Here is a 22,361-nt window from a genome sequence, read left to right on the forward strand (position 1 = left end):
GCTTAAGAAATGGAACTTCCAAACACAGTGGCTCAACTCGCCACCGCGCCGACAGCAACGCAAACGGTCCCTCCCCCTGTTGAACAAGATGGTCGTGCCTCGGCGGACGTTGCGGCTATCGCAAATGACCCAAGCCCAGAAGTGGCGTTTCCGATGCCAGCAAACCAATCGCAGACCGGGTTGGTCAGCAAAGCGTTGATTTCCGATAAAGAAGTTGCGCCAAAACTGGACACATCGGGCGTTTCATCTGCCGAACGGGTCCTAAAGCCATATGGCATTACTATGTTGCCCGAAAAACAGGATGCCACAGAGCAATCCACCCCCAAAGAAAGTTGACTGCGTTAACGCCACGTAATTTTCCCCGTTTGCCGCGCTTCCCCCTCTCGCCACCTTGGTGTAGGTGTTTGGCATTGATTGCGATAACAGCACCGCAATCGCACCAACGATAGGCAAAGAGCTGGGAAAAAAATGACAAAAAAGACGCCTCAAGACACCGACGTTAGCTTTATCCAAGCGCTGGCTGAATTGCTTCGCGAAAACGACCTGACAGAACTTCAGGTCAAACGCGAGTACGGCGAAAGCGATAGTTTGAACGTGCGGGTTAGCCGCCATCAGGCGACCCAAGTGGTCAGCCAGATTGCCGCCGCCCCTGTTGCTGCGGCTCCGGTCCCAACGGCAGCACCAGCAGCCCCCGCCGCCGCTGCCCCCGAGGCAAGCGCGGATCCTGCAAGCCTGCCAGGTGCAGTGACATCTCCGATGGTCGGCACCGTCTATATGGCACCCGAACCAGACGCGCCTGCCTTTGTAAAAGTTGGCGACACTGTCAACGAAGGCGACACGCTTTTGATTATCGAAGCCATGAAAACCATGAACCACATTCCCGCGCCGACCTCTGGCACGGTTAAGCGCATCGTCGTCGCCGACGGATCCGCTGTGGAATTCGGTGCCCCCTTGATGATCGTCGAATAGGGGCCACGGGAATAACATGGCCATGTTTGATAAAATCCTCATCGCGAACCGTGGCGAAATCGCCCTGCGTGTCATTCGTGCCTGTCGCGAAATGGGCATCGGGTCGGTCGCAGTTCATTCCACTGCAGACGCCGACGCCATGCATGTGCGCATGGCAGACGAAAGTGTATGCATCGGACCACCCGCGTCCCCACAAAGCTACCTAAGCTTTCCTGCCTTGATCTCCGCTTGTGAGATCACGGGAGCACAGGCCATTCACCCGGGTTACGGGTTCTTGTCCGAGAACGCTCAGTTCGTACAAATCGTTGAAGATCATGGACTTACGTTCATTGGTCCGACAGCAGAACACATCCGTACGATGGGTGACAAGATTACAGCCAAGGACACCATGAAGGCCCTTGGCGTGCCCTGTGTTCCTGGGTCAGAAGGCGGTGTCGACACCGTTGAAGACGCTTTGAAAATTGGCGAAGAGTTCGGATATCCGGTCATCATCAAAGCCACCGCTGGTGGCGGTGGCAAAGGGATGAAAGTCGCCAATTCTGCTGAAGAAATGAAATCGGCATTCCAGACGGCACGTGCCGAGGGCAAGTCGAACTTCGGCAACCCTGATGTCTACATCGAAAAATATCTGACCACACCGCGCCACATCGAAATTCAGGTGTTTGGCGATGGCAAAGGCAACGCCGTTCACCTTGGCGAACGCGACTGTTCCTTGCAGCGCCGCCACCAAAAGGTGTTCGAGGAGGCCCCCGGCCCCTGCATTACACCTGAAGAACGTGCAGCGATTGGTAAGGTTTGCGCGGACGCTTGTGCACGCATCAACTACATCGGCGCTGGCACGATCGAGTTCCTTTACGAAAAGGGCGAGTTCTATTTCATTGAGATGAACACGCGTTTGCAGGTGGAACACCCTGTAACGGAAGCGATTTTTGACCAAGACCTCGTGCGCGAACAAATCCGCGTCGCGGCTGGGTTGCCAATGTCGTTCACGCAGGATGATCTGAAAATCCGTGGCCACGCCATTGAGGTTCGCATCAACGCTGAAAAACTTCCAAACTTCTCGCCTTGCCCAGGTAAAATCACGCAGTTCCACGCACCCGGCGGGCTGGGCGTTCGCATGGATTCGGCGCTGTATGATGGCTACTCAATCCCGCCCTACTACGACAGCTTGATTGGCAAGCTGATCGTACATGGCCGCGACCGCCCCGAAGCGTTGGCGCGTCTGGCACGGGCCTTGGGTGAATTGATCGTAGATGGCGTGGATACGACCGTGCCGTTGTTTCACGCTCTTTTGCAAGAAGGCGCCGTGTTAACAGGGGATTACAACATCCACTGGCTGGAACACTGGTTGGAAGAAAACCTCGCTTAAGACGTCATAGGACGCAGTGCACAAGTGCCGCGCCGCATGTCTTTCTCGCGATAATAATCAGAGACCCCGCGCCGATCATTTTTGGCGCGGGCGTCCCAATCCACCCACTCCGTTTTGTATCCTAAGGCTTCGGCGATGTGATCCATCGCCTTGAAACTTGGTACAGCCTTGATGGCCCGTTCTTGCCCTTCAAACTGCGGAATGGCGTTCAACACATTGGATGTGCGTTCAGTTTTCAGCATCATCATCGGCGCGGGTCGCATCATAAATTCGCTGTCCACGATCACCAGTTTCGGCTGCAATTTCCGTACCAATTGGAACAAGCGGAAATGGTCCATCACATGATATAGAATGCCGAATACTCCAACGACATCATAGGTTTCACCGTTTTTGATCGCGGCTTCCATGCCTTCAAACAGATCACCGACACGCAACTCGATCTTGTCGCGTAGGTCTGCATCCGGGAAGTCAGGGAATTTATCCACCATCTCTTGGCGCCCTTCGATCCCGACAACAGACACAGCCCCCGCCCCTGCAAAGGCATAGCACCAACGTCCATCGTGAGACGCGAGATCAAGCACCCGTGCACCGTCAATTTCATCCGCAAAGGGCGCTATCAACGCCTCATATCGCTTGTTCATCCGCGGAACCGGTGCTGTGTGATCCTGATAATGCGGCAGATCAGCGATGAAATCGAAAAAACCCAATGACTTAACCCTTTGTATGTTCGCGAGAATTATTTACGAAGCCCGCCAATCATGCAACAACCGTGGCGTGAAATAGGGCCATTATGACCACGACGTTAACACCGGAACTTTTACTGTCTGCCTATGCCAACGGGGTGTTCCCGATGGCAGAACACCGCGATGATGATGATGTTTTCTGGGTGGACCCCCGTCATAGGGGCATTTTGCCTTTGGACGCTTTTCATATCTCTCGATCTTTGCGCAAAACGATCCGCTCAAACCGGTTTCGAGTCACCTTTGACCAAGATTTCGACGGCGTTGTTACTGGCTGTGCGACCCGTGACGAGACATGGATCAATGATATGCTCACCGATCTCTATGGTCAGCTCCACCGCGGCGGCGTGGCTCACTCGGTCGAGGTTTGGGATGGGGAAACATTGGTCGGTGGCGTCTTTGGAATTGCTTTGGGTGGTGCGTTTTTTGGGGAAAGCATGTTCAGCACACGAACCGATGCGTCCAAACTGGCGCTGGCCTATTTGGTGGATCGTTTGCGCGTTGGCGGATTCACCCTGTTTGATACGCAGTTCATCACACCACATTTGGCGAGTTTGGGGGGGCTCGAAATCTCTCGCGCTGCCTATCGCGCAAGTCTAAGCGCCGCTCTAAAAGAAGATGCTGCGTTTGATCGCCAAGGCAGTGTAACGGACCCTTATTCGCTGCTGCAGCGCAACGCCCAAACGTCATAGCGTGGGTGGTCCAACGCATTCAGTGCGGGGGCCGAAGCGATCATCCAACCGCGAAAAACGGGATCGGCAGCATTGCTATAGACAACTGTGAGAAGCGCATAGGCGTCCCCCGAGCGGTTTCCACTCGGGTAGCGGCATTCGCTCATCGTGATCGCGAGCAGGCCCACGACCTGTGTCTGACCATTGCGAAAGTCCATGTCTATCGTGCGGCCCGTGATCTTATCCAGCACACGCAGTGTACCACCTGGTGCCGAAGTGGCCTGTTGCGCAGATGCAGGAGCAGCCACGGCCACGAGAAACGCCAATGCTGTCAGAACCGCTTTCACGCCTCGTCTCCGCTGACGAATTTCATCAGTAATTGGATCAGGCTCACTGCGCCTTGCGTGTCTTCGATCAACGCGCCGTCTGTAAACATTTCAAACGAACCACCGGGGACGATTTCAACAAATGTGCCGCCCAATAGGCCTTCGGATGCGACGACAGCCGCGCTATCGTCTGGAATCACGATGCCTTCGTTAATCGCGAATGAAGCTTCTGCACGGTAAGTCTCGATGTTGAGGTCCAGCCCATCGACAGTGCCAATGGAAACACCAGCAAGACGAACGTCTGTGCCAACGCTCAACCCTTCTGCGGATCGAAAATTGGCCTGTAGCGTCATGCCCGGCGTGCCACTGCTTAACCCTGTGGCGCTGAGGAGAAACCACAAAAAACCAATGGCGGTTGCAAGAACGGCAGCGCCGACGACAACTTCTGTGGTGTTTTCACGCATGGATTACTCCGGCGTCCACGCTTCGTAATCGCTGCGTGGTGCTGGGTCTTTGCGACGCAAGGAGCCGGCCGGCGCGTAGGCCGCAGCCGTACCAGTCAGGTTTTCGACATGGGGCTTTTCCCATGACTTATGCGTCAACTGATCCGGTGTCTCGTCGAACGTGTGATGCAGCCAACCGTGCCAGTCAGGGCTCACGCGGGACCCTTCAACTTCACCGTTGTAGATCACCCAGCGACGATCGCCTTTGGCGTTGGTGTAATAGATATTGCCGGCCTCATCTTCGCCGACCTTTTTACCATTGCGCCAAGTCCACAGCTGGGTGCCAAGGGTCTGCCCGTCCCACCAAGTGAAAATGCGTTTGATAAAGTTAAGGGCGCCCATGGCTATCGCTCCGAATTGCTTAGTGTGGTGATGCCCGATAAAGCCGCCAAGGTCCAGAGGGCCTGTGCTGCCTATCGGCACTATCCCGCGAGTGCGGTCACTTCGATTTCGATCCGGTACTTTGGGTCAATCAAACCGCACTCGATCATTGTCGCGGCGGGTGGGTTTTCACCAAATGCCGCGCTTAAAAGCGGCCAGCAGGGTTCGAATTCTGCGGCGTCGGGAAGGTAGTAGTTAACCCGCACAGCGTTTTCGAGGCTTGTGCCCGCCTCGGCAAGTGCAGCCTTGATGACATCGAGCGCCGACGCGCACTGAGTGACCACGTCATCGCCCTGCCCCACAGTTCCAGCAACATGGACGAATCCACCAGCGACAACCGCACGGCAATAGCCGATCTTGCCTTCGAACTCTCCGCCGGAGTGGATTCGTTTGATGCGCATTAGCCGGCTGACGCTGGTTCGGCTTCTTTTTTGCTGTCGTCGTGGATCATCAGCGGTGACGCATCTGGGCCAACGGCTTCTTCGTTCACGACAACTTCGGTCACTGTGTCCATGCCAGGAAGGTCAAACATCGTATCAAGCAAGATGTCTTCCATGATGGAGCGCAGGCCACGTGCACCTGTCTTGCGTTCGATCGCGCGTTTGGCAATCGCAGTCAGCGCGTCGTCGGTGAACGTCAGCGTGACGTCCTCGAGTTCGAACAAGCGTTGGTACTGTTTGACCAACGCGTTCTTTGGCTGGCTCAAGATCGTGACAAGCGCGTCCTCATCGAGGTCTTCAAGCGTCGCGATAACAGGCAAACGACCAACAAATTCAGGGATCAGGCCGAACTTCAGCAAATCTTCTGGTTCGAGGTCTGTGAAAATTTCGCCAACACCGCGATCATCAGGGCCGCGTACTTCGGCACCAAAGCCCATGCCAGCACCTTTGCCGCGCTGAGCGATAATCTTGTCGAGGCCCGCAAATGCGCCACCGCAAACAAACAGGATATTTGTTGTGTCGACTTGCAAGAATTCCTGCTGCGGGTGCTTACGCCCCCCCTGTGGAGGAACGGAGGCTACGGTGCCTTCCATAATTTTCAGGAGGGCTTGCTGCACGCCTTCACCGGATACATCACGGGTGATGGACGGGTTGTCAGATTTACGAGTAATCTTATCGACTTCGTCGATGTAGACGATGCCGCGCTGTGCGCGTTCGACGTTGTACTCAGACGCCTGAAGTAATTTCAGGATGATGTTTTCAACGTCTTCGCCCACATAACCGGCTTCGGTCAGGGTCGTCGCGTCGGCCATTGTGAACGGCACATCCAGAATGCGCGCCAATGTTTGGGCCAGCAATGTCTTACCGCAACCCGTCGGGCCGATCAGCATGATGTTGGATTTCGCCAATTCGATGTCGGATTTGTCGGCGTGGTTCAAACGCTTATAGTGGTTGTGAACCGCAACGGACAACACGCGTTTGGCGTGGGCCTGACCGATGACGTAATCGTCGAGCACCTGACTGATTTCGAGGGGCGTTGGGACCCCTTCGCTGGACTTCAAGCTGGAGGATTTGGTTTCCTCGCGAATAATGTCCATGCAGAGTTCTACACATTCATCGCAAATAAAGACCGTTGGGCCTGCGATCAGCTTGCGCACCTCATGCTGGCTCTTACCGCAAAAGCTGCAGTAGAGGGTATTCTTGCTGTCACCGCCAGACGTGGTCGTCATGTCAATATCCCTTGGCCAAATCCCTCATGCGGGTGGGCGCTAAATGTGTTTCGGGCTGCTTTGGAAGTCATCCTAAGGCAGCCCGAATTGGTCCACAATGTCAAAAAGACGCCAAGTGGCTTATGAATCGTCGTCCATTTTGCCACGGCTTTCGACGATCTCGTCGATATGGCCCCAGTCTTTGGCTTCTTCGGGTGTCATCCAGCTGTCGCGATCCAATGCTTCACGGATCACTTTCGCGGATTGGCCAGTATGTTTGTTGTAAAGTTTGTACATCCGTTCACGTGTCTGTTCGATGTGACGCGCTGAAATCAGAATGTCAGAGGCTTTACCTTGCGCCCCGCCAGACGGCTGGTGCACCATGATTTCGGAGTTTGGCAGCGAGAACCGCATGCCTTTTTCGCCACCAACAGCAATTACGGACCCCATTGAGGCCGCCATACCGCAGATCAGCGTGCTAACCTTGGGGCGGATATACTGCATGGTGTCATAGATGCTCATGCCGGCATGCACAGCGCCACCGGGGCTGTTGATGTACATGGAGATTTCTTTTTTCGGATTCTCTGCTTCGAGGTGCAGAAGCTGTGCCACGATAAGCTGGCTCATGCCGTCGTGGACGGGGCCATTTACAAAGATAATCCGTTCTTTCAGCAGGCGGCTGAAAATATCATAGGCACGTTCGCCACGGCTGGTCTGTTCGACCACCATCGGCACGAGGTTCATGTAGGTTTCGACAGGATCATGCATAGCTTCGGCCTTTAGAATTGGGGCGACTTCGCGCCCGTGTATGGGATATTCGTTACGCAAACCTTAGTGGTGCATTTCGGGGGCTACAAGGGGGCCACACGGGGTTTGAGCAGGTGCTAGATAAAAGCATCCGACAGACTGAATTCAACCAGTTGCAAATTAAATGGTGCGGTTCGCCTATGGCTCGCGCAGCGCCTCCTGAGAGCGGTACAGCGGCTTGGTCAGATATTGCAGAACGGTCTTGGAACCGGTGTGCAATTCCACGTTTGCCTGCATGCCCGGACGGACTTCGATCTGTGATTCACGTGGCCCCAGATCTGTTGTGTCCACACGCAACGTTACGCGGTAGTGCGGCGGTGCGTTGGGGTCGCGTTCATCTTCAAACGTATCCGCAGAAATCAGGTAAACCTCAGCCGACAGAGTGCCATAAATCGTGTAGTCATAAGCGCTTAGCTTAATCGTTGCCGCCTGCCCCGGGATAACATTGGCAATATTAGATGGGGACACTTCGGCTTCTACGAACAGCTCGTCATCCAGCGGGATGATCTGGAAAATCTCTTCGCCGGGTCGAATAACACCACCGATTGTTGTCACGCCAAGGTTGTTGACGATCCCACGCATTGGGCTTGTGATGATCGTGCGATCCAATCGGTCTTCTGCAACACGCAGGTCTTGGCGCAGCGTCGCAAGGACAGACAGCACTTCGGAATGTTCAGACGCGCGATCGAGTTCCGCACGGGTGACGATTTCGTTATAAGTGTTAAGGGCGTCAGAGTTCGCCTTGCGGGCGCGGGTGACCTCGATCAGGGCTGCGATGTCACGGTTGTACAAATCTTCCATCACGCCGAGTTCGCGGCGGGTTTCAGTGACAATCGCTTGCGCGCCTTCTGTGCGGCTAACGTAGTCGGACTGACGGGCGTTCAACAGCGCACGTTCACTGGCCACCATATCGGGGCTAAAGGATGCGATGGCCTCAGGCACTTCAAAATCAAACATGCCGCTGATTTCTGCATCAAGACGCAGGCGGCGAATTTCGGCTGCTATCACTTGTTCGCGCAGATCTGTCACCGAAGTCTCAAACTGTGTGCCACGCAGACGCGCCAGCACATCGCCCGGCTCAACGGAGTCGCCCTCGGCAACCAGAAGTTCAGCCAAGATACCGCCTTCGAGGTTTTGAATGATCTGCGGGCGGGAGGCAGAAACAATCGACCCATTGGCCCGAACGATTTCATCGATGGATGCAAATTTTGCCCAAAGGATAAACACCAGAACGGTTACACCGATCAGCCAGATCAGCAGGCTAGGACCACGTGCACGGCTTTCGAATTCGTCGGTAAAGGTAACCATCAGGCGCTCGCTTTCTTATTGTTTTTCTGCAAGTGCGCCAGCACTTCTTGACGGGGGCCATCCACAGCCAAACGGCCGTTCTGCAGGATGACAGTACGCTGTGTAAGTTCGAGGATCGGAACACGGTGTGTCGCGATGATCGCGGTGCGCCCTTTCAGCCATGTTTCAAGACGGCTAACCAAGGTCGCCTCAAGCGTTTGGTCCAGAGCCGCTGTTGGTTCGTCCAACAGGCATACTTTTGGGTCCTGCAACCAAAGCCGCGCCCAACCGATGGATTGACGCTGACCAATGGAAAGACCTTCGCCGCCATCAGAAATCTCAAGGTCCAGCCCTTTGGGGTGGTTGCGAACAAACTGACCAAGGCCCGCAAAATCAAGCGCCGCCAACAGGCGGTCATCATCGCGTTCCAGCAAAGTCAGGTTCAGGTTTTCGCGCAGCGTGCCAGAGAACAGGCGCACTTCTTGGCTAAGGTAGCCAATCGAACGGCGCAGATCGCGCGGCATCACCTGCCCCATATCAACGCCATCAATCAGAACACGACCTTTGGTCGGACGGTAAATACCAGACAACAATTTCAACATCGTTGACTTGCCGGACCCGTTGGACCCAAGCACAGCAATATGCTGACCCGGTTCGATCTTGAGGCCCGGAATATCCAGTGTCTGGCCGCTGTCTTCGTTGTAACAAAACGCGATGTCGCGCAGCTCAAAGCCGCCCTTCATGGTTTCACGACGTAGATATGTGCGGTCTTCTTCTTGGTCTTGTTCAGCGTCGGCGATTTCGCCCAATGCTTCGAGCGCGGCTTTGACGTTGGACCAACGCGCCAATGTCGCGGCCAGTTGGGTCAATGGACCAAGGGTACGGCTGGTCAATATGCCGACGGCGATGATCGTACCGACGGTGAACTCACCTGTGAACACCATGAACGTCCCAGCAACTACCGCGGCAACATAGGTCGCCTGCTGAACGCCTTGCGCCCAAAATGTCAGTGTGCTGGCCAGTTTACGTTGCTCGGACGTCGCAAGAGAGGACACAGCGGATAGTTCCGTCCAAAGACGGCGGAACCGATCTTCGCCGCGTTGTGCTTTGATCGTGTCGGCTTCGTAAATGACTTCGTGAAGCAGTTTGTTGGATTTGGCACTTGCCCCTTGGGTCTGGTGAGTCAGCGCGATCATCTTCTTTTGCAAGAAGAAGCTCGGCAGAACCATCAGCGTTCCGCCGATAAACAGAACCCAGACAACATTGCCGCCAATGGACGCCACAAGTGCCAAGAACAGAACAATAAAGGGCAAATCTGTTAGTGTGCCGATGGTGGACGCGGTAAAGAATTCCCGCACGGAACCGAATTCGCGCACAGCGGAAAACAGACCGGACGGCGTTTGGCCCTCTTTGCCGCGACGCATCCCCAAAAGGCGGTCCATCAACAGGCTTTGCACCTGCAATTCAATCTTGCGCCCTGCCCCGTCCATCAGACGGGCACGGGCAATCCGCAGACCCGCTTCAAGCAACATCGCAAGGCCAGCACCAATCGCCAGCACCCAAAGGGTGGCGGTGGACTGGTGTGGAATAACGCGGTCATAGACCTGCAAGGAAAATAGCGCGACGGCGACAGCCAAAAGGTTTGCCACGAACGATCCCAGAGCGATCTCGAGAAGGTGGCGGCGGAACTGGAGCATCTCGCCCCAAAACCAATGCGCTTTGTTGCCTTTGCGGGCGTGTTTCGCGGCCAAGTCTTTAACGGCCATGTCGGCACGCAGGATCAAGCCGCTGAAATGTGGCATGAATTCTGTCAGGCTGACTTCGGCGCGGTTGTCTTTGCATGTGGTGTCGAACACGATGAACGTGTCGTCTGTTTGATCCAAGATCAACAAGATCTGACCGCTGGTCATCTCTACCAAAGCGGGCCACTGATCCGGTGTTGGTTTGGCGTCCAACGCCACGGACGTCACCATGCCAGCCTCTTTGAGGGCCTTGGCGATGGCGCGCGGTGTAATGTCGTCACCGTCTTCGGTGGTCATCACCTCAAGAAGGTCAGAACGCACGATATCCACGCCCAAAAGTCCAGCGTAGGTCGCGGCTAGATCGGCACGTGACTTGGCTTTGTCGCTGTAGCGGTCATCGCCAGTTGACGTTGGGGCTGCAATAGCCCGTTCGACTTGTTCTACTTCGGCTCGGATCGGTAATTCGACGTTAGAGGCAGGTGCCGCATCGGTCTCTGCTTCTGGCTTGGCGACGCGGGTCAACTTGCCGCCACGGGTGGCGTTAATATCGAATGCAAGGACCGGACCGCTCATATGTCATCTCCATCGACCAAAGTGCCGTAAATGCGTGCCAAGATCAGTTCTTGGCGGGCAAGGTCATACCGCAACGCAACCGCTTCGCGTTCTGCATCCAGCTTTGTGCGGAAAACGCCGACGACTTCTGGAACAGTCCGCTGGCCTGCACGCAGCTGTTCTTCGAACAATGTGTAGTTGTCTTGCGCCTGCGAAATGATTGTCTGGATATTGCCCTGCTGGCGGCGCAAGGACGTGATCTGCCCTTGAACTGCGGCCACTTCACGGGCGCTGTCTTCGCGTTGCTCGGCGATCTGCAATTCTGCGGCTTCGCCCATTGCGTCAATAGCAGCCATGTCAGCACCACGACCAAAACCGAGGCCGTTTGGTATGCCAACATTGATCCCAGCACTGTCACTAACGCCCACGGTACCTGACGCGGAAATATTTGGCATGTAACCAGCCTGAAGCGCGCGCGCTTCGGCAAGACCACGGGTGCCTTCTGCTTGGGTCTTCATCACGTCAAGCGGTTGAGCGGTGCCAACAACATCACCCAAAGAAGAAATGCCGGAGACACCATCAAGCGGGGTCGCTGACATCGCGGCCAGTTCGGCGCGGGCGGAGTTTGCGTTTTCGCGGTCTTCTAGAAGGTCCGAGCGCATCTGTGTCAGCTTTTGCTGCACCAGTTGCAAATCAGCGCGGTCATTGATGCCTGCGTTCACACGCTCTGACATTACGTATTCAAACCGTTCCATCCGCGCCATGCCACCTTCGTTAACGGCGGCGCGGGCTTCGGAGGCTTGTGCGGTCAAGTAAAGATCTAGCGCCTGATAGACGCGATCATTTGTATCTTGAGCAAGAGCGACAGCGGCGACTTCGACGTCGGCGCGGGCGAATTCACGTTCGGCGCGTTTCGCGCCACCGTCAAACAAAGTTTGATCGATCAAAAGACCTGCAACAACAGATCCCAAAGAACTCAACGAAATAGACGGGCCAACGGACGGGAGCCAGTTCAGTTCTCGGGCTTCTGCACGCAGCATCGCGGCGCGCAAGTCGGCCTCTGCTGCGCGTGAGTTTGCCTCTAGAACGCTTTGTGCCACCTGAGCATAGGGGCCAGATGGCAAGACAGATTGGCGAATAAGAAGAGCGTCGATCAAGGCGGACCGTTCGCCGTTGGACAGCTCTCCATCCAAGGCAGCAGCATCATCTGACGGGGCAGCAACTGCGTTATCATTTCCTAGAATGCCGCCTGCGCGTGAAACGATGTCTCCACCAAAATTCTCAGCCATGCAGCCGCTCAAAACTCCGCAGCATACAAGCGCTGCAAATGATGTTTTGATTTTAAAAGCCTGTCCCACTCAATACCCCAGTTCGCTTATATTTTGCGGAGCGGGGGCCGGTTGGTCCGGCCCTCCGCAAGTGTCGTGCGCCCTCCCCTACCGCGAGGAGAGCGTGGGTCTTAGATGGTCACGTTGACGCCGTCTTCGATGAAGATCTGAGCATCGTCACCCATTGTGTAGACATCGTAGGACTTGCCATCGATCGTTGTTGTCTGGCCGCTGTTAGATGCGCCAGCCAGAGTGACGGAGTCGTCGTCGCCACCGTGGATCACAAGGTTGTTGTCCACATCAGACAGACCTTCGAGCGTAGAAACATCCAACGTCAGTTCGCTGTCCTTAGCAAAGCTCAGGTCAATCGCACCGATGTCGAAATCGCCCAGACCGCCCGTATCAACAACATCCGTTCCGGTTTCTTCCATCACAACATACGTTGCGTTTGAGTTGGAGGAGCCGTCAGTTTCGTTGACCACAAGGTGTGTGCCATCTGACAAAGCAGGGTCGAAGTTGAACAGTGTTTCACCCCATGGGAGCGTCGCGCCGTCGTCTTGATCCGCAAGCTGGTTCACAGAACCAGAAGCTGTGACTTCGCTGACCGTAACGTCGTTGTCCGTTGTATCGATACCGAGGTATTCGACACCGTCAGCCGTCAGCGTAACACTTTCAACACCGGGTGCGTCTGGCGCAACCGTGTCGACCTCAAAGGTATCCGTGATCTCGGAGTAGTTGCCGTTGGCGTCCGTAGCACCGATTGTGATGCTGGCTGTGTATTCGCCTGCTGGGAACTCATCCGCGTCGTATGTGACAGACCAGTTGCCAGAGCTATCGACAGTCGCTTCACGTGTGATGGAACCGGAACCGTAGTTGTAAACGACACTCACCGTAGAGCCCGCTTCAACAGTCCCGTTCAGTGTTACACCATCCGCAGCTTCAGCGTTGTTAACAACGTTGTCGCCTTCAACCGGATCAGTCGTTGTAAGCTCGTTAACCCACGTATCGACTTCAACTGTGCTTGTGATGACCGACACGTTCCCTGCTGGGTCCGTTGCCGTCGCTGTCATGTTAGCTGTGCCCTCGTAGTTCGCTTGAACCGAAGAGGAAGAGAAGTTCGCACTCCATGCGCCACTTGCGCCGGAAATCACAGTCACTGTCTCACCGCCGAATTCGACAACAACAGAGGAACCAGGCTCAGTTGTGCCAGACAATGTCACACCGTTCGCAGCTTCGGCCGCGTTGATGATATTGTCACCTTCGATAGGCGCCGCAGACCATTCGTGTGGTTGAACGATTGTATCGATTTCGACAGTGTCGCTGACTTCTTTGTAGTTGCCCGCAGCATCCGTGATGGAGGCCGTGATCGGCGCCGAGGCCGTGTCAGCAGGAACTTGTGAAGCTGGGAAGTTCGCGGACCATGTGCCGTCAGCTTGCGCCAAGACATCCATCGTCGCATCACCAAAGCCAACCGTTACAGTCAGACCTGGTGTTGCTGTGCCGTTGATCACAACGCCATCGCTTGCTTCGTCGAAGTTCACAACATCGTCCAACTCGATTGGCTGTGTGGACAATGCAAGATCGCCAGCAACCGTATCAACATTGACCGCTTCGGAGATAGACGAGCTATTACCCGCTGCATCCGTCGCCGTCACAGTGACGGATGTTTCGTATTCGCCACCCTCAAGAGTGCCGCCTGGGTATGTCACAGACCAATTTCCGTCCGCATCAACCGCGGCCGCCATAACGACGCCATGCAGGTTTACGCTTACGGTGGAACCGGGCTCTACGGTACCAGTCATGGTGATGGCCTCACCGGATTCGTTGAAGTTAACAACGCTATCGGAACCACCAGAAGAGTTGGAAGTCATTTCCAGTTCGTTGACATAAGTATCAACAACAACCGTGCCGGAAGAAGATGCGGTGTTGCCCGCAGCATCTGTTGCCACAACAGTTACGTCATGTGTTGTTTCGCCAGTGCCAACCTGCGCTGCGGTATAATCCGCAGACCATGTGCCGTCGCTCGTTGCTGTAACGGTTTGGGAATAACCGCCCATTGTCACAACAACAGATGCACCTGGCTGCGCTGTCCCCGTCAGGGTTACACCGCCCGGCTGCTCAGAACCGTTTACAACATTGTCGGAACCGCCAACTGCGGATGTATCCAAGGTGACGCTTGTGACGGTATCAACGACAACCGTCGCAGATGAGGAAGAAGAGTTCCCCGCCGCATCAGTTGCTGTGATTGTGATCTCTTGGGTGTATTCACCCTCGCCCATTACGTCACTACCAACATCGAGCGTCCACGTGCCGTCTGTAACCGTGGCATTGTAATCAACACCATCGATTGTCACGACAACAGTTTCGCCGCCAGTCACAGTACCCGTCAGCGTAACGCCACCATCATATTCAGCAGCATTGATGACCCCATCAGCGCCACCAGTGGCTTCGACATCCACACCAATAACCGTGTCTACGATCAAGGTATCAGTAACTGTCGTAGACCCACCGTCATTAGTGATCGTGACCTCAACAGGCGTCTCATACTCACCAGTCGCAACATCTTCAGGATCAAAAGTGACCGTCCACTCACCATCCTCAGAAACAGTCGTTGTTTCAGTTACGCCATCGATCACGACCTCAACAGTCGCACCCGGAGTACCCGAACCACTAATATCAACGCCATCAGCGTGATCTTCTTCGTTCACAACATGCTCTGCAGCTTCCGTGCCGGCCGTAACCGAAACAACCGGAGCAGCAACGCCATCATCATCACCGCCGCCAGAAACCAGCACCGCTGCACCAGCAGCCGCAGCCGCCGCAGCACCACCCCAACCAAAGAGAGGAGCCATCGCACCAAGCATGCCGACCCCATCATCCTGAGGAACATATGAGTCCGCCAGCATCACCTCAGCATCACGCATGAAGTACAAATCGTCGTTTGTGGCGAACTTACCAATCGCCGCATCACCACCTGTGTAGGTGGCATAATAGTCAGACCCAGCACCAGCATTCAGCTCTACTTCGGTCAAGAAGCCATTGGCGGACAGGAACAATTCGTTCTCGCTTACGCCATCCATTGTGAAGAAACCTTCAATCACAATCGTACGCCCGTCGACCAACGTGATCTCTAGCGCCTGACCCTGACGGGTATAAGAAAGGATCTGACCTTGGCTCAGGTTCAGCGACACATCGGCCCCCGCCCCAACAATCAAAGAAGAAGGAACACCTTCTCCGGCCACAGATCCTCTGGAAATATTGCCCGCAACATCACGGACAACGAAATTAATCGCTGACATGGTACTCACTCCGCCTCATGTTCACGGCTTTTTTGCCGCGTTATATACATTGCAGATACCATATGTTGATTTCTTAACTATTTCTAGGGGGAAATTTCCATTACGCGAATCATTTGTAAATCAAAGTATTTCAGTATGTTTCAAAGGGGTTTGCGGCGATCCAACGTCACATTCAGGGCCCCGCCTAACAAGATCAGATACGCGCTTAGGTAGAACCACATCAACAAAGCGATAACCGCACCGATCGAACCATAGACTTCGTTATAAGTTCCGAAATTGGTGACGTAGGCTGTAAACGCAAGCGACATCGCGATCCATAGAACCACCACCAAAACAGCCCCGGGCGTCACCCACCCCAGCCGCGACAATCGTCGATTTGGCCCATAGCGGTACAGAACCCCCAACCCCATCAACAACACCAAAATCGCGACCAACCAGCGAACGCCCTCTAAAAGAAGCGCACTATCCGTTTCGAACGGGATAACTGCCAACAAAATAGGCGCAACCACGACCATCAACAGCGCAATAATTGAAATCCCGACAAGGCAAATGGTCATAAAGAGCGCCACAAAAAGATGTCTGATGCTGCCGCGGTTAGGTCGATCAAAAATAGCATTCAACCCACGGATAAGCGCCGCGACACCTGTCCGCGCAGACCAAAGCGCCACACCAATCGATATCAATGTCGTGACACCGAGCGTCGCCCCGCCCGCACTCAGCAACCCATCTATCTGAGCCTCAAACAAACGGAACACGCCCGGCGGCATAAGTCCGGACATCAAATCAAGCTGGCTGTCGACCACGACGGGGTCAGCAAACAGGCCAAACAACGAAATAGTTGCTGCGATGCCTGGGAAAATCGCAAAAAGCCCGTAAAACGCCACACCCGCTGAAATAAGCCCCGCATTCTTTTCCCCTAAGTCATCAATGACTTGTCGGGAAACGGCATAGGCGGACCGCAACATTCAGCTAGGCTCATTAGTTGGCATAGACCGTCACTTCCGGCAGCCCCGTTAGGGGCGCTTCGATCAATCGCATCGCAGCCAAGGAAATCTGACTGCCTGAACCAACAACGCCGCCAGAGGGGCGCAGCTCAACCGCGACGGAATTACCGTTATAGACCACGCGACCTTGGGTCACCTCGCCCACCAAAGGTGTTTTGAACCAAATCCCGGGATCAGTGGGGCTGCCAAGGCTGGCAATAGTCGTGCCCAAACGTCGCTCACCACTGCTGACGGGTGTCGCAATGGCGGCGGCACGATCTTCGGCGGTTGTTGTGTCAAACTGCTCAACGGTGCGCGCCGTCGCGGATGGCGGCGGCGGAAAATCGGGGCGCGTCTGGGTTCTGTCCAAGGTCGGACGAACAGGAGGCGCAAAGGCCTCCCCCAATGACGGCGACAAATCAGGCGTCACAGCGGCGACGGCAACAGGTGCGACGACCGCGGGATCAGCATTCTGAAACGGAGAGTTAAAGGACCCATTCGCACAAGCGGAAAGCCCAACAAGGGCCGAGATTGTAAACAACTTATTCATACGCCAGAACCTACGTTTGCCCAAAGTCGCTGTCGAGGGGGAATTGAGGGCGCAATTCCCTTGCGCGGGCTGTTGCCCGTCCGTACGGTCACGTTATGACAACGCCACTTATAGATCCCTTTGCACGCGCGATTACATATCTGCGGGTTTCGGTCACAGACCGATGCGATTTCCGCTGTGTTTACTGCATGTCTGAAAATATGACGTTCTTGCCCAAAAAGGACCTTCTTACGCTCGAAGAACTCGACAGACTTTGCTCGAACTTCATCCGTTTAGGCGTTGAAAAACTTAGAATAACAGGCGGCGAACCTTTGGTTCGACGCGGCATCATGACCTTCTTTGATGCGATGACACGCCATCTGGAAACTGGCGCCCTCAAAGAGCTGACACTGACCACCAACGGGTCCCAGCTGGAGAAATATGCCGCCGACCTTTATGCAGCGGGCGTGCGCCGGATCAACGTCTCGCTCGACACACTTGATGACGACAAGTTCGCTGAAATCACCCGCTGGGGTCGCCTTCCGCAGGTGATGCGCGGCATTGACGCAGCCCAGAAGGCGGGACTGCGCGTTAAGATCAACACGGTCGCTTTGGCTGGTTTTAACGAAAGCGAGTTGTTTACCCTGCAGGCGTGGTGCGCCGAACGGGATATGGACCTGACGTTCATCGAAGTCATGCCAATGGGTGACATCGGAAACGAAGACCGCATCACCCAATATTGGTCGCTAAAGGACCTGCGCACGCGTTTAGAAGAACGCTTTACAGTCAGTGACTTGGCTGAACGCACTGGCGGACCTGCCCGCTACATCCGGATCGAAGAAACTGGCCAGAAAATCGGCCTCATCACCCCGATGAGCCATAACTTCTGCGAAAGCTGCAACCGTGTGCGCGTCACTTGCACGGGCGAAATCTACACCTGCCTTGGGCAAGAAGGTCATTCAGACCTGCGCGCACCGCTGCGCGCCAGTGCTGCAAACGGTGGTGATGACGCGGTGCTAGAAGAAGTCATTCGCGCAGCAATCGGCCTGAAACCAAAAGGCCATGATTTCGACTATTCCCGTCAAACCGTCGACGGCCAAGTCTCCCGCCATATGAGCCATACTGGGGGCTAACGACATGGCCAAGATCCTGCGCAACGCAGTTCTTCTTGCGTTGATCACAGCACTCTGGTGCTGGATCATGAGCGCGCTTCACGGGATTTGGTCTTTCGGCATCATACGCGACTATTTGGATGGCGGTAAGATTCCACTTCACCCTTCATTGCCAGTAACTTACATAACGTTCTTTATGTATACGACGGGAGCTTTCGTGGTTGCTTTCCTGACCGTCTTTTCGCTGTGCATCCTAGTCCCGCCCAAATTCAGAATGGCAATCGTTCTGGTCGCGTGGCTTATGGGTGCGTGGATGGGGGCTGCGAATATTTCGTTCCTGTTCCAGATGGATTTCGGCACCACTTGGCGCACATGGGAAGCGATCCTTGGTCTTTACGTTCACGGGCTTTTCACACCAGTCTGGCTTTTCATTGGGCTTTGGGGGACAGAAGCTCTCACCCGTCCTTTGCGCAAGGCGTAAGGCGCCCGACCTTGCAACACATCAGGTCTGTCCGCCAAAATTCTTGAATTTTGGCCCCCGCCCGCCGCAGGTGCCGACCGAAGGTCGTCCTAACCGATATTCAATGTAAGGCGTTTCTTATTCGTCGCACCATCAACCAAACCAAGCCGATGACGATTGGGGTTAGAACAGCCTTTAGCCCTTTGTCGCCAAGGCCCAGTTCATAAGCAAACGGGGCTGTCACGTTCGCCGCAAGGTTCACCCCGTAGTAAGATATCGCTACGATCGACAGCCCTTCGACGGTTTCTTGCAGGCGCAGTTGAATATCTGCCCGCCGGTCCATGCTTTCCAACAGCGCTTTGTTTTCGGCTGAGCGTTCTACATCTACCCGTGTTCGCAGCAGATCCGACGCACGGATGGCGCGGCTCGACATGGCGTCCAGCCTCTCTTTGGTGCTGGCCACTGTGCGCATTGCGGGATCGAACCGGCGCATCATGAACTCACCAAATGTTTGCCGACCCTCAAATCGAGATTCCCGCAAAACCTCAATCCGTTGATTTACGATCTTCTCATAAGCCGCTGTGGCACCAAACCGGAACGTTGAATGCGCGGTCAGTGACTCGAGTTCACCTGAAACCTGTAGCAAGGCATCCAAAGTTTCTTCTGTTTTCTCGGGTGCGCCGCTCAATGCCTCAGTAAGGCCATTCAGGCGCCCATCAAGTGCGCCCATGTCCCGGCCCAGGTCGCGACAGCGTGAAAAGCCGAGCATCGCCATAGCCTTATATGTCTCAACCTCACACAAGCGTTGCACGATCCGCCCCACCCGTCTCTCTCCGGTTTCGGGGCGGGCAAACACCGCAAATCGCATATGGCCGCCTTGATCGATCCTGTAGTCCCCAGCAATCACGGCATCGTCGTCCAAGACACGGCTCACAGCGACGCTTTCGGGAACGAACCACTCGGCAACTTTGTCGCCGATGCCCGCGTCACCACTTTGCTGTTCCACACGGATCAATGCTGACGTCACCCGTGTACCGGGCGCGCGGGCCAACCATTCATCTGGAAACATCCCAAAGGTCGCTGCATCAAAGGGGGTCTTTGCGACACCCTCGTCGAACACTGTATAAGTCACGAATTCTGTATGGCTTTCCCACTTCAGCAAATGGCGACCAACCTGCCCAAAATAATGCGTCGCCCCCTCTTCGGGGTGTGGGGCCGCGTAATGATCGAGCAATGCCTTTAGGTGTTCCATATCCGCCGCGCGGTCGCGCCCAGCAGCATTTTGCGCGGGCTTTATCGCTAGGTAGGCTGCACGACACGGCGCATCCAATGTTGGAAACGGTCGGGCGTGTAATTCATTGGCCAACGCATGGCGCAACGGATGATCGGCGATCGGGCTCATATCAGTCTTTCCGAAAAGCGTTTCGAAGCAATCTAAGCTAAACTACATCAGAGTAAAGAAAAACGTTTAAATTCATGCAATTAGCGGAATACCATCGCATACAATCACCGCAACACGACGTATATCTTTGCTTTCCTTCCGCATTTGACAGGTCTACGAAACCCAAATGACCACGATCTTGTTCAACAAACCCTTCGGTGTTCTAAGCCAGTTCACGGACGTAAAGTCACCGACCGAACGTCCAACCTTATCGGGATTTGATCTACCCAAGGGCGTCTATGCCGCTGGCCGATTAGACCGCGACAGCGAAGGGTTATTGGTGCTGACTGATGACGGAAAGCTACAGGCAAAGCTGTCTAGCCCGAAATTCAAGACCCCCAAAACCTATCTGGTGCAGGTCGAAGGCGACCCATCTGAGGCTGACCTAGCCCCCCTTCGCACGTCCGTCACCCTAAAAGACGGCCCCACACTGCCAGCGAAAGTGCGGCTGATCGATCCGCCCGAACTATGGTTGCGCGACCCACCTGTGCGGGTGCGCAAATCCATTCCGGATCGCTGGATCGAGGTTACGATCACCGAAGGCCGCAATCGGCAGGTCCGCCGGATGTGCGCCCATATCGGATTTCCCTGCTTACGGCTTGTGCGCTGGTCGGTCGGCGCGTGGACATTAGACGGGTTGGCACAAGGTCGCTGGCGGGACGAACGCGCAAAAATGTGAATTGCGGCTTCTACAACCTGAGGTAACGTAAGCGCAGCCGACCACGGCCCCACCTGAGGAGACCTACAATGACCCGCATGACTGCCAAAGACTTCGATCAAGAACTGCTCGACCTGTATGACTTTTATGCCCACGGCAAAATCACCAAACGCGAATTCTTAAACCGCGCCGGTAAATTTGCTGTCGGAGGTGTGACCGCCGTCGCCCTGTTGAATATGATGTCGCCGAACTATGCGTTGGCACAGCAGGTTTCTTTTACGGATGAAGATATCTTTCCAGAATACATCACCTACCCATCCCCCAACGGCACAGGTGACGTGCGCGGCTATCTGGTGAAGCCCGCCAACGTTACAGGCCCCGTGCCGTCCGTTCTGGTGATCCACGAGAACCGCGGCCTTAACCCCTATATCGAAGATGTGGCGCGCCGCGTGGCTAAGGCGGGATTCATCGCTTTGGCCCCAGATGGTCTGACCTCAGTAGGCGGTTATCCGGGCAATGACGTCGAAGGGCGTGAATTGCAAAGAACTGTCGATGGCACGGAGTTGATGAACGACTTCTTCGCTGGGTTCGAACACCTGATGGGCCGCGATGACACGACCGACAAGGCCGGCGCTGTGGGCTTTTGTTACGGTGGTGGCGTGTGCAATGCACTTGCCGTTGCCTACCCCGAAATGGCGGCTTCTGTTCCGTTCTATGGTCGCCAACCCGCCGCTGAAGACGTGTCAAAAATCCAAGCCGCTATGTTGATGCAATATGGTGAGCTAGATGAACGTATCAACGCAGGCTGGCCTGCGTATGAGGAGGCCTTAAAAGCCGCTGGCACCACCTATGAAGGCCACATTTACGAAGCGGCCAACCACGGGTTCCACAACGACAGCACGCCGCGCTATGACGAAGAAAAAGCCGAGCTTGCGTGGTCCCGCACGATCGATTGGTTCAACACCTATCTAACCTAAGTTGGCAAGCGGCCCGTTTCCCGGAGTGGGTCACGGGTCGCCCCATCTCGTTAAGAAATGCAATCTGGCAATGCGACACGTGCTACGCCGCTGCTGTCGAACGTCGCCGAATAGCTGGCGCCATCAAGAGTAACGGATGCTGTCACGCCTTCCATTTCCTGACCGCTGACAGTTATGCCGCGCGGCCCCAAGGTGTCATCGAGGTCCGCCGTAAAAACAACCGGCACCCCTTGATCCACGCCGTTCAGCGAGAGAGATACCTCTGTCCCGCCATCTGATATCTCTGAAACCTGCAAAACTCGCTTGCCTTGCTCCACGAGAACAAGAGGCTGGTAAACTTCAACGCCCGCGCCTTGCGCAGTTACATCAAAGATAAGCCCTGCCGCAGATCCGCTTAGATCTAATGACAAATCAAACGGGGTGCCCATGCATCCATCGCTCGCTTGTATGGTAAATCGATCAACGGGTGCGCCGTCTTGGAAAACAACGTTGATATCAGCGTTTGCCGCAAATGGCTGCGCCAGCAATGCACCCAACAGAACAATAGATCTCATAAGGAATTCCTTTCCAGTTTACCTT

The 22,361-nt window shown here is 55.1% G+C and carries 23 protein-coding genes; 8 read left to right on the forward strand and 15 right to left on the reverse strand.

Annotated elements, in window-relative coordinates:
- Positions 1 to 9 precede the first annotated feature (9 nt).
- The 3 genes from L0666_RS04765 to accC all read left to right on the forward strand — a co-directional run bounded on the left by L0666_RS04765 (position 10) and on the right by accC (position 2,338).
- Positions 10 to 336, forward strand: coding sequence for a hypothetical protein (locus L0666_RS04765; protein ID WP_235259175.1), 327 nt, complete (start codon positions 10 to 12; stop codon positions 334 to 336).
- Between the two features lie 132 nt (positions 337 to 468).
- Entirely contained in the window at positions 469 to 969 is a 501-nt protein-coding gene (gene accB, locus L0666_RS04770) for an acetyl-CoA carboxylase biotin carboxyl carrier protein (RefSeq protein WP_235259176.1), read from the forward strand.
- A gap of 22 nt (positions 970 to 991) precedes the next feature.
- The gene (gene accC / locus L0666_RS04775) at positions 992 to 2,338 is read left to right on the forward strand and encodes an acetyl-CoA carboxylase biotin carboxylase subunit (protein ID WP_235259177.1); all 1,347 of its coding nucleotides are present in this window, start codon (positions 992 to 994) and stop codon (positions 2,336 to 2,338) included.
- Here accC and L0666_RS04780 read toward each other — a convergent pair.
- On the reverse strand, positions 2,335 to 3,045 hold the full coding sequence (locus L0666_RS04780; RefSeq protein WP_235259178.1) for a class I SAM-dependent methyltransferase: 711 nt from the start codon (positions 3,043 to 3,045) through the stop codon (positions 2,335 to 2,337). The two genes, accC and L0666_RS04780, sit on opposite strands and share 4 nt — an antisense overlap.
- 83 nt (positions 3,046 to 3,128) lie before the next feature.
- Between L0666_RS04780 and aat the strand changes: the two genes are divergently transcribed.
- On the forward strand, positions 3,129 to 3,770 hold the full coding sequence (gene aat, locus L0666_RS04785; RefSeq protein ID WP_235259179.1) for a leucyl/phenylalanyl-tRNA--protein transferase: 642 nt from the start codon (positions 3,129 to 3,131) through the stop codon (positions 3,768 to 3,770).
- Here aat and L0666_RS04790 read toward each other — a convergent pair.
- The 12 genes from L0666_RS04790 to L0666_RS04845 all read right to left on the reverse strand — a co-directional run bounded on the left by L0666_RS04790 (position 3,734) and on the right by L0666_RS04845 (position 17,155).
- Positions 3,734 to 4,096, reverse strand: coding sequence for a DUF2155 domain-containing protein (locus L0666_RS04790; RefSeq protein WP_235259180.1), 363 nt, complete (start codon positions 4,094 to 4,096; stop codon positions 3,734 to 3,736). The two genes, aat and L0666_RS04790, sit on opposite strands and share 37 nt — an antisense overlap.
- Entirely contained in the window at positions 4,093 to 4,539 is a 447-nt protein-coding gene (mlaD, locus tag L0666_RS04795; RefSeq protein ID WP_235259181.1) for an outer membrane lipid asymmetry maintenance protein MlaD, read from the reverse strand. The genes L0666_RS04790 and mlaD overlap by 4 nt, the downstream gene beginning before the upstream one ends.
- A 3-nt stretch (positions 4,540 to 4,542) precedes the next feature.
- Positions 4,543 to 4,920, reverse strand: a complete 378-nt coding sequence (locus L0666_RS04800) for an NADH:ubiquinone oxidoreductase subunit NDUFA12 (protein WP_235259559.1) — start codon at positions 4,918 to 4,920, stop codon at positions 4,543 to 4,545.
- 80 nt (positions 4,921 to 5,000) lie between these two features.
- Positions 5,001 to 5,360 (reverse strand): RidA family protein, encoded by a 360-nt coding sequence (locus L0666_RS04805; protein WP_235259182.1) that lies wholly within the window; start codon positions 5,358 to 5,360, stop codon positions 5,001 to 5,003.
- Complete coding sequence (gene clpX / locus L0666_RS04810; protein ID WP_235259183.1) at positions 5,360 to 6,628, reverse strand: ATP-dependent Clp protease ATP-binding subunit ClpX; 1,269 nt, start codon at positions 6,626 to 6,628, stop codon at positions 5,360 to 5,362. The genes L0666_RS04805 and clpX overlap by 1 nt, the downstream gene beginning before the upstream one ends.
- Before the next feature lie 120 nt (positions 6,629 to 6,748).
- On the reverse strand, positions 6,749 to 7,375 hold the full coding sequence (locus L0666_RS04815; RefSeq protein ID WP_235259560.1) for an ATP-dependent Clp protease proteolytic subunit: 627 nt from the start codon (positions 7,373 to 7,375) through the stop codon (positions 6,749 to 6,751).
- Between the two features lie 177 nt (positions 7,376 to 7,552).
- A complete protein-coding gene (locus L0666_RS04820; RefSeq protein ID WP_235259184.1) occupies positions 7,553 to 8,722 on the reverse strand; it encodes a beta-barrel domain-containing protein in 1,170 nt (389 codons plus the stop codon).
- Complete coding sequence (locus L0666_RS04825) at positions 8,722 to 11,016, reverse strand: ATP-binding cassette domain-containing protein (RefSeq protein ID WP_235259185.1); 2,295 nt, start codon at positions 11,014 to 11,016, stop codon at positions 8,722 to 8,724. The genes L0666_RS04820 and L0666_RS04825 overlap by 1 nt, the downstream gene beginning before the upstream one ends.
- Positions 11,013 to 12,284, reverse strand: a complete 1,272-nt coding sequence (locus tag L0666_RS04830; RefSeq protein ID WP_235259186.1) for a TolC family protein — start codon at positions 12,282 to 12,284, stop codon at positions 11,013 to 11,015. Before L0666_RS04830 ends, L0666_RS04825 begins: the two co-directional genes overlap by 4 nt.
- A 170-nt stretch (positions 12,285 to 12,454) precedes the next feature.
- Complete coding sequence (locus L0666_RS04835; RefSeq protein ID WP_235259187.1) at positions 12,455 to 15,622, reverse strand: Ig-like domain-containing protein; 3,168 nt, start codon at positions 15,620 to 15,622, stop codon at positions 12,455 to 12,457.
- A 140-nt stretch (positions 15,623 to 15,762) separates the two neighbouring features.
- Entirely contained in the window at positions 15,763 to 16,587 is an 825-nt protein-coding gene (locus L0666_RS04840; RefSeq protein WP_235259188.1) for a YihY/virulence factor BrkB family protein, read from the reverse strand.
- Between the two features lie 13 nt (positions 16,588 to 16,600).
- Positions 16,601 to 17,155, reverse strand: a complete 555-nt coding sequence (locus L0666_RS04845; protein ID WP_336246268.1) for a hypothetical protein — start codon at positions 17,153 to 17,155, stop codon at positions 16,601 to 16,603.
- A gap of 95 nt (positions 17,156 to 17,250) precedes the next feature.
- Here L0666_RS04845 and moaA point away from each other — a divergent pair, with 95 nt between their 5' ends.
- Both moaA and L0666_RS04855 read left to right on the forward strand, forming a co-directional pair.
- Positions 17,251 to 18,267, forward strand: coding sequence for a GTP 3',8-cyclase MoaA (moaA, locus tag L0666_RS04850; protein WP_235259189.1), 1,017 nt, complete (start codon positions 17,251 to 17,253; stop codon positions 18,265 to 18,267).
- A gap of 4 nt (positions 18,268 to 18,271) precedes the next feature.
- A complete protein-coding gene (locus L0666_RS04855) occupies positions 18,272 to 18,727 on the forward strand; it encodes a hypothetical protein (RefSeq protein WP_235259190.1) in 456 nt (151 codons plus the stop codon).
- 100 nt (positions 18,728 to 18,827) lie between these two features.
- On the opposite strand, the gene L0666_RS04860 is transcribed toward L0666_RS04855, so the two are convergent.
- A complete protein-coding gene (locus tag L0666_RS04860; RefSeq protein WP_235259191.1) occupies positions 18,828 to 20,108 on the reverse strand; it encodes a DUF3422 family protein in 1,281 nt (426 codons plus the stop codon).
- A gap of 166 nt (positions 20,109 to 20,274) precedes the next feature.
- Here L0666_RS04860 and L0666_RS04865 point away from each other — a divergent pair, with 166 nt between their 5' ends.
- Together L0666_RS04865 and yghX are read left to right on the forward strand one after the other, a co-directional pair.
- Positions 20,275 to 20,826 carry a pseudouridine synthase gene (locus tag L0666_RS04865; RefSeq protein WP_235259192.1) on the forward strand — a complete coding sequence of 184 codons (552 nt, stop codon included), beginning with the start codon at positions 20,275 to 20,277 and terminating at the stop codon, positions 20,824 to 20,826.
- A 68-nt stretch (positions 20,827 to 20,894) separates the two neighbouring features.
- A complete protein-coding gene (yghX, locus tag L0666_RS04870) occupies positions 20,895 to 21,782 on the forward strand; it encodes a YghX family hydrolase (protein WP_235259193.1) in 888 nt (295 codons plus the stop codon).
- Between the two features lie 50 nt (positions 21,783 to 21,832).
- Here yghX and L0666_RS04875 read toward each other — a convergent pair whose 3' ends face one another.
- The gene (locus L0666_RS04875) at positions 21,833 to 22,336 is read right to left on the reverse strand and encodes an aggregation factor core (RefSeq protein ID WP_235259194.1); all 504 of its coding nucleotides are present in this window, start codon (positions 22,334 to 22,336) and stop codon (positions 21,833 to 21,835) included.
- Positions 22,337 to 22,361 lie beyond the last annotated feature (25 nt).

It is taken from the genome of Octadecabacter algicola (assembly GCF_021532625.1).
Taxonomy (GTDB): Bacteria; Pseudomonadota; Alphaproteobacteria; order Rhodobacterales; family Rhodobacteraceae; genus Octadecabacter; species Octadecabacter algicola.

Excerpts from the sequence above, each read along its gene's own strand:
- L0666_RS04855 (WP_235259190.1), top strand. The coding sequence starts at position 18,272 with ATGGCCAAGATCCTGCGCAACGCAGTTCTTCTTGCGTTGATCACAGCA.
- moaA (WP_235259189.1), top strand. The coding sequence starts at position 17,251 with ATGACAACGCCACTTATAGATCCCTTTGCACGCGCGATTACATATCTG.
- L0666_RS04800 (WP_235259559.1), bottom strand. The coding sequence starts at position 4,920 with ATGGGCGCCCTTAACTTTATCAAACGCATTTTCACTTGGTGGGACGGG.
- L0666_RS04830 (WP_235259186.1), bottom strand. The coding sequence starts at position 12,284 with ATGGCTGAGAATTTTGGTGGAGACATCGTTTCACGCGCAGGCGGCATT.
- L0666_RS04820 (WP_235259184.1), bottom strand. The coding sequence starts at position 8,722 with ATGGTTACCTTTACCGACGAATTCGAAAGCCGTGCACGTGGTCCTAGC.
- L0666_RS04805 (WP_235259182.1), bottom strand. The coding sequence starts at position 5,360 with ATGCGCATCAAACGAATCCACTCCGGCGGAGAGTTCGAAGGCAAGATC.
- L0666_RS04765 (WP_235259175.1), top strand. The coding sequence starts at position 10 with ATGGAACTTCCAAACACAGTGGCTCAACTCGCCACCGCGCCGACAGCA.
- accB (WP_235259176.1), top strand. The coding sequence starts at position 469 with ATGACAAAAAAGACGCCTCAAGACACCGACGTTAGCTTTATCCAAGCG.
- yghX (WP_235259193.1), top strand. The coding sequence starts at position 20,895 with ATGACCCGCATGACTGCCAAAGACTTCGATCAAGAACTGCTCGACCTG.
- L0666_RS04860 (WP_235259191.1), bottom strand. The coding sequence starts at position 20,108 with ATGAGCCCGATCGCCGATCATCCGTTGCGCCATGCGTTGGCCAATGAA.
- clpX (WP_235259183.1), bottom strand. The coding sequence starts at position 6,628 with ATGACGACCACGTCTGGCGGTGACAGCAAGAATACCCTCTACTGCAGC.
- accC (WP_235259177.1), top strand. The coding sequence starts at position 992 with ATGTTTGATAAAATCCTCATCGCGAACCGTGGCGAAATCGCCCTGCGT.
- mlaD (WP_235259181.1), bottom strand. The coding sequence starts at position 4,539 with ATGCGTGAAAACACCACAGAAGTTGTCGTCGGCGCTGCCGTTCTTGCA.
- L0666_RS04840 (WP_235259188.1), bottom strand. The coding sequence starts at position 16,587 with ATGTTGCGGTCCGCCTATGCCGTTTCCCGACAAGTCATTGATGACTTA.
- L0666_RS04825 (WP_235259185.1), bottom strand. The coding sequence starts at position 11,016 with ATGAGCGGTCCGGTCCTTGCATTCGATATTAACGCCACCCGTGGCGGC.
- L0666_RS04845 (WP_336246268.1), bottom strand. The coding sequence starts at position 17,155 with ATGAATAAGTTGTTTACAATCTCGGCCCTTGTTGGGCTTTCCGCTTGT.
- L0666_RS04815 (WP_235259560.1), bottom strand. The coding sequence starts at position 7,375 with ATGCATGATCCTGTCGAAACCTACATGAACCTCGTGCCGATGGTGGTC.
- L0666_RS04875 (WP_235259194.1), bottom strand. The coding sequence starts at position 22,336 with ATGAGATCTATTGTTCTGTTGGGTGCATTGCTGGCGCAGCCATTTGCG.
- aat (WP_235259179.1), top strand. The coding sequence starts at position 3,129 with ATGACCACGACGTTAACACCGGAACTTTTACTGTCTGCCTATGCCAAC.
- L0666_RS04835 (WP_235259187.1), bottom strand. The coding sequence starts at position 15,622 with ATGTCAGCGATTAATTTCGTTGTCCGTGATGTTGCGGGCAATATTTCC.
- L0666_RS04865 (WP_235259192.1), top strand. The coding sequence starts at position 20,275 with ATGACCACGATCTTGTTCAACAAACCCTTCGGTGTTCTAAGCCAGTTC.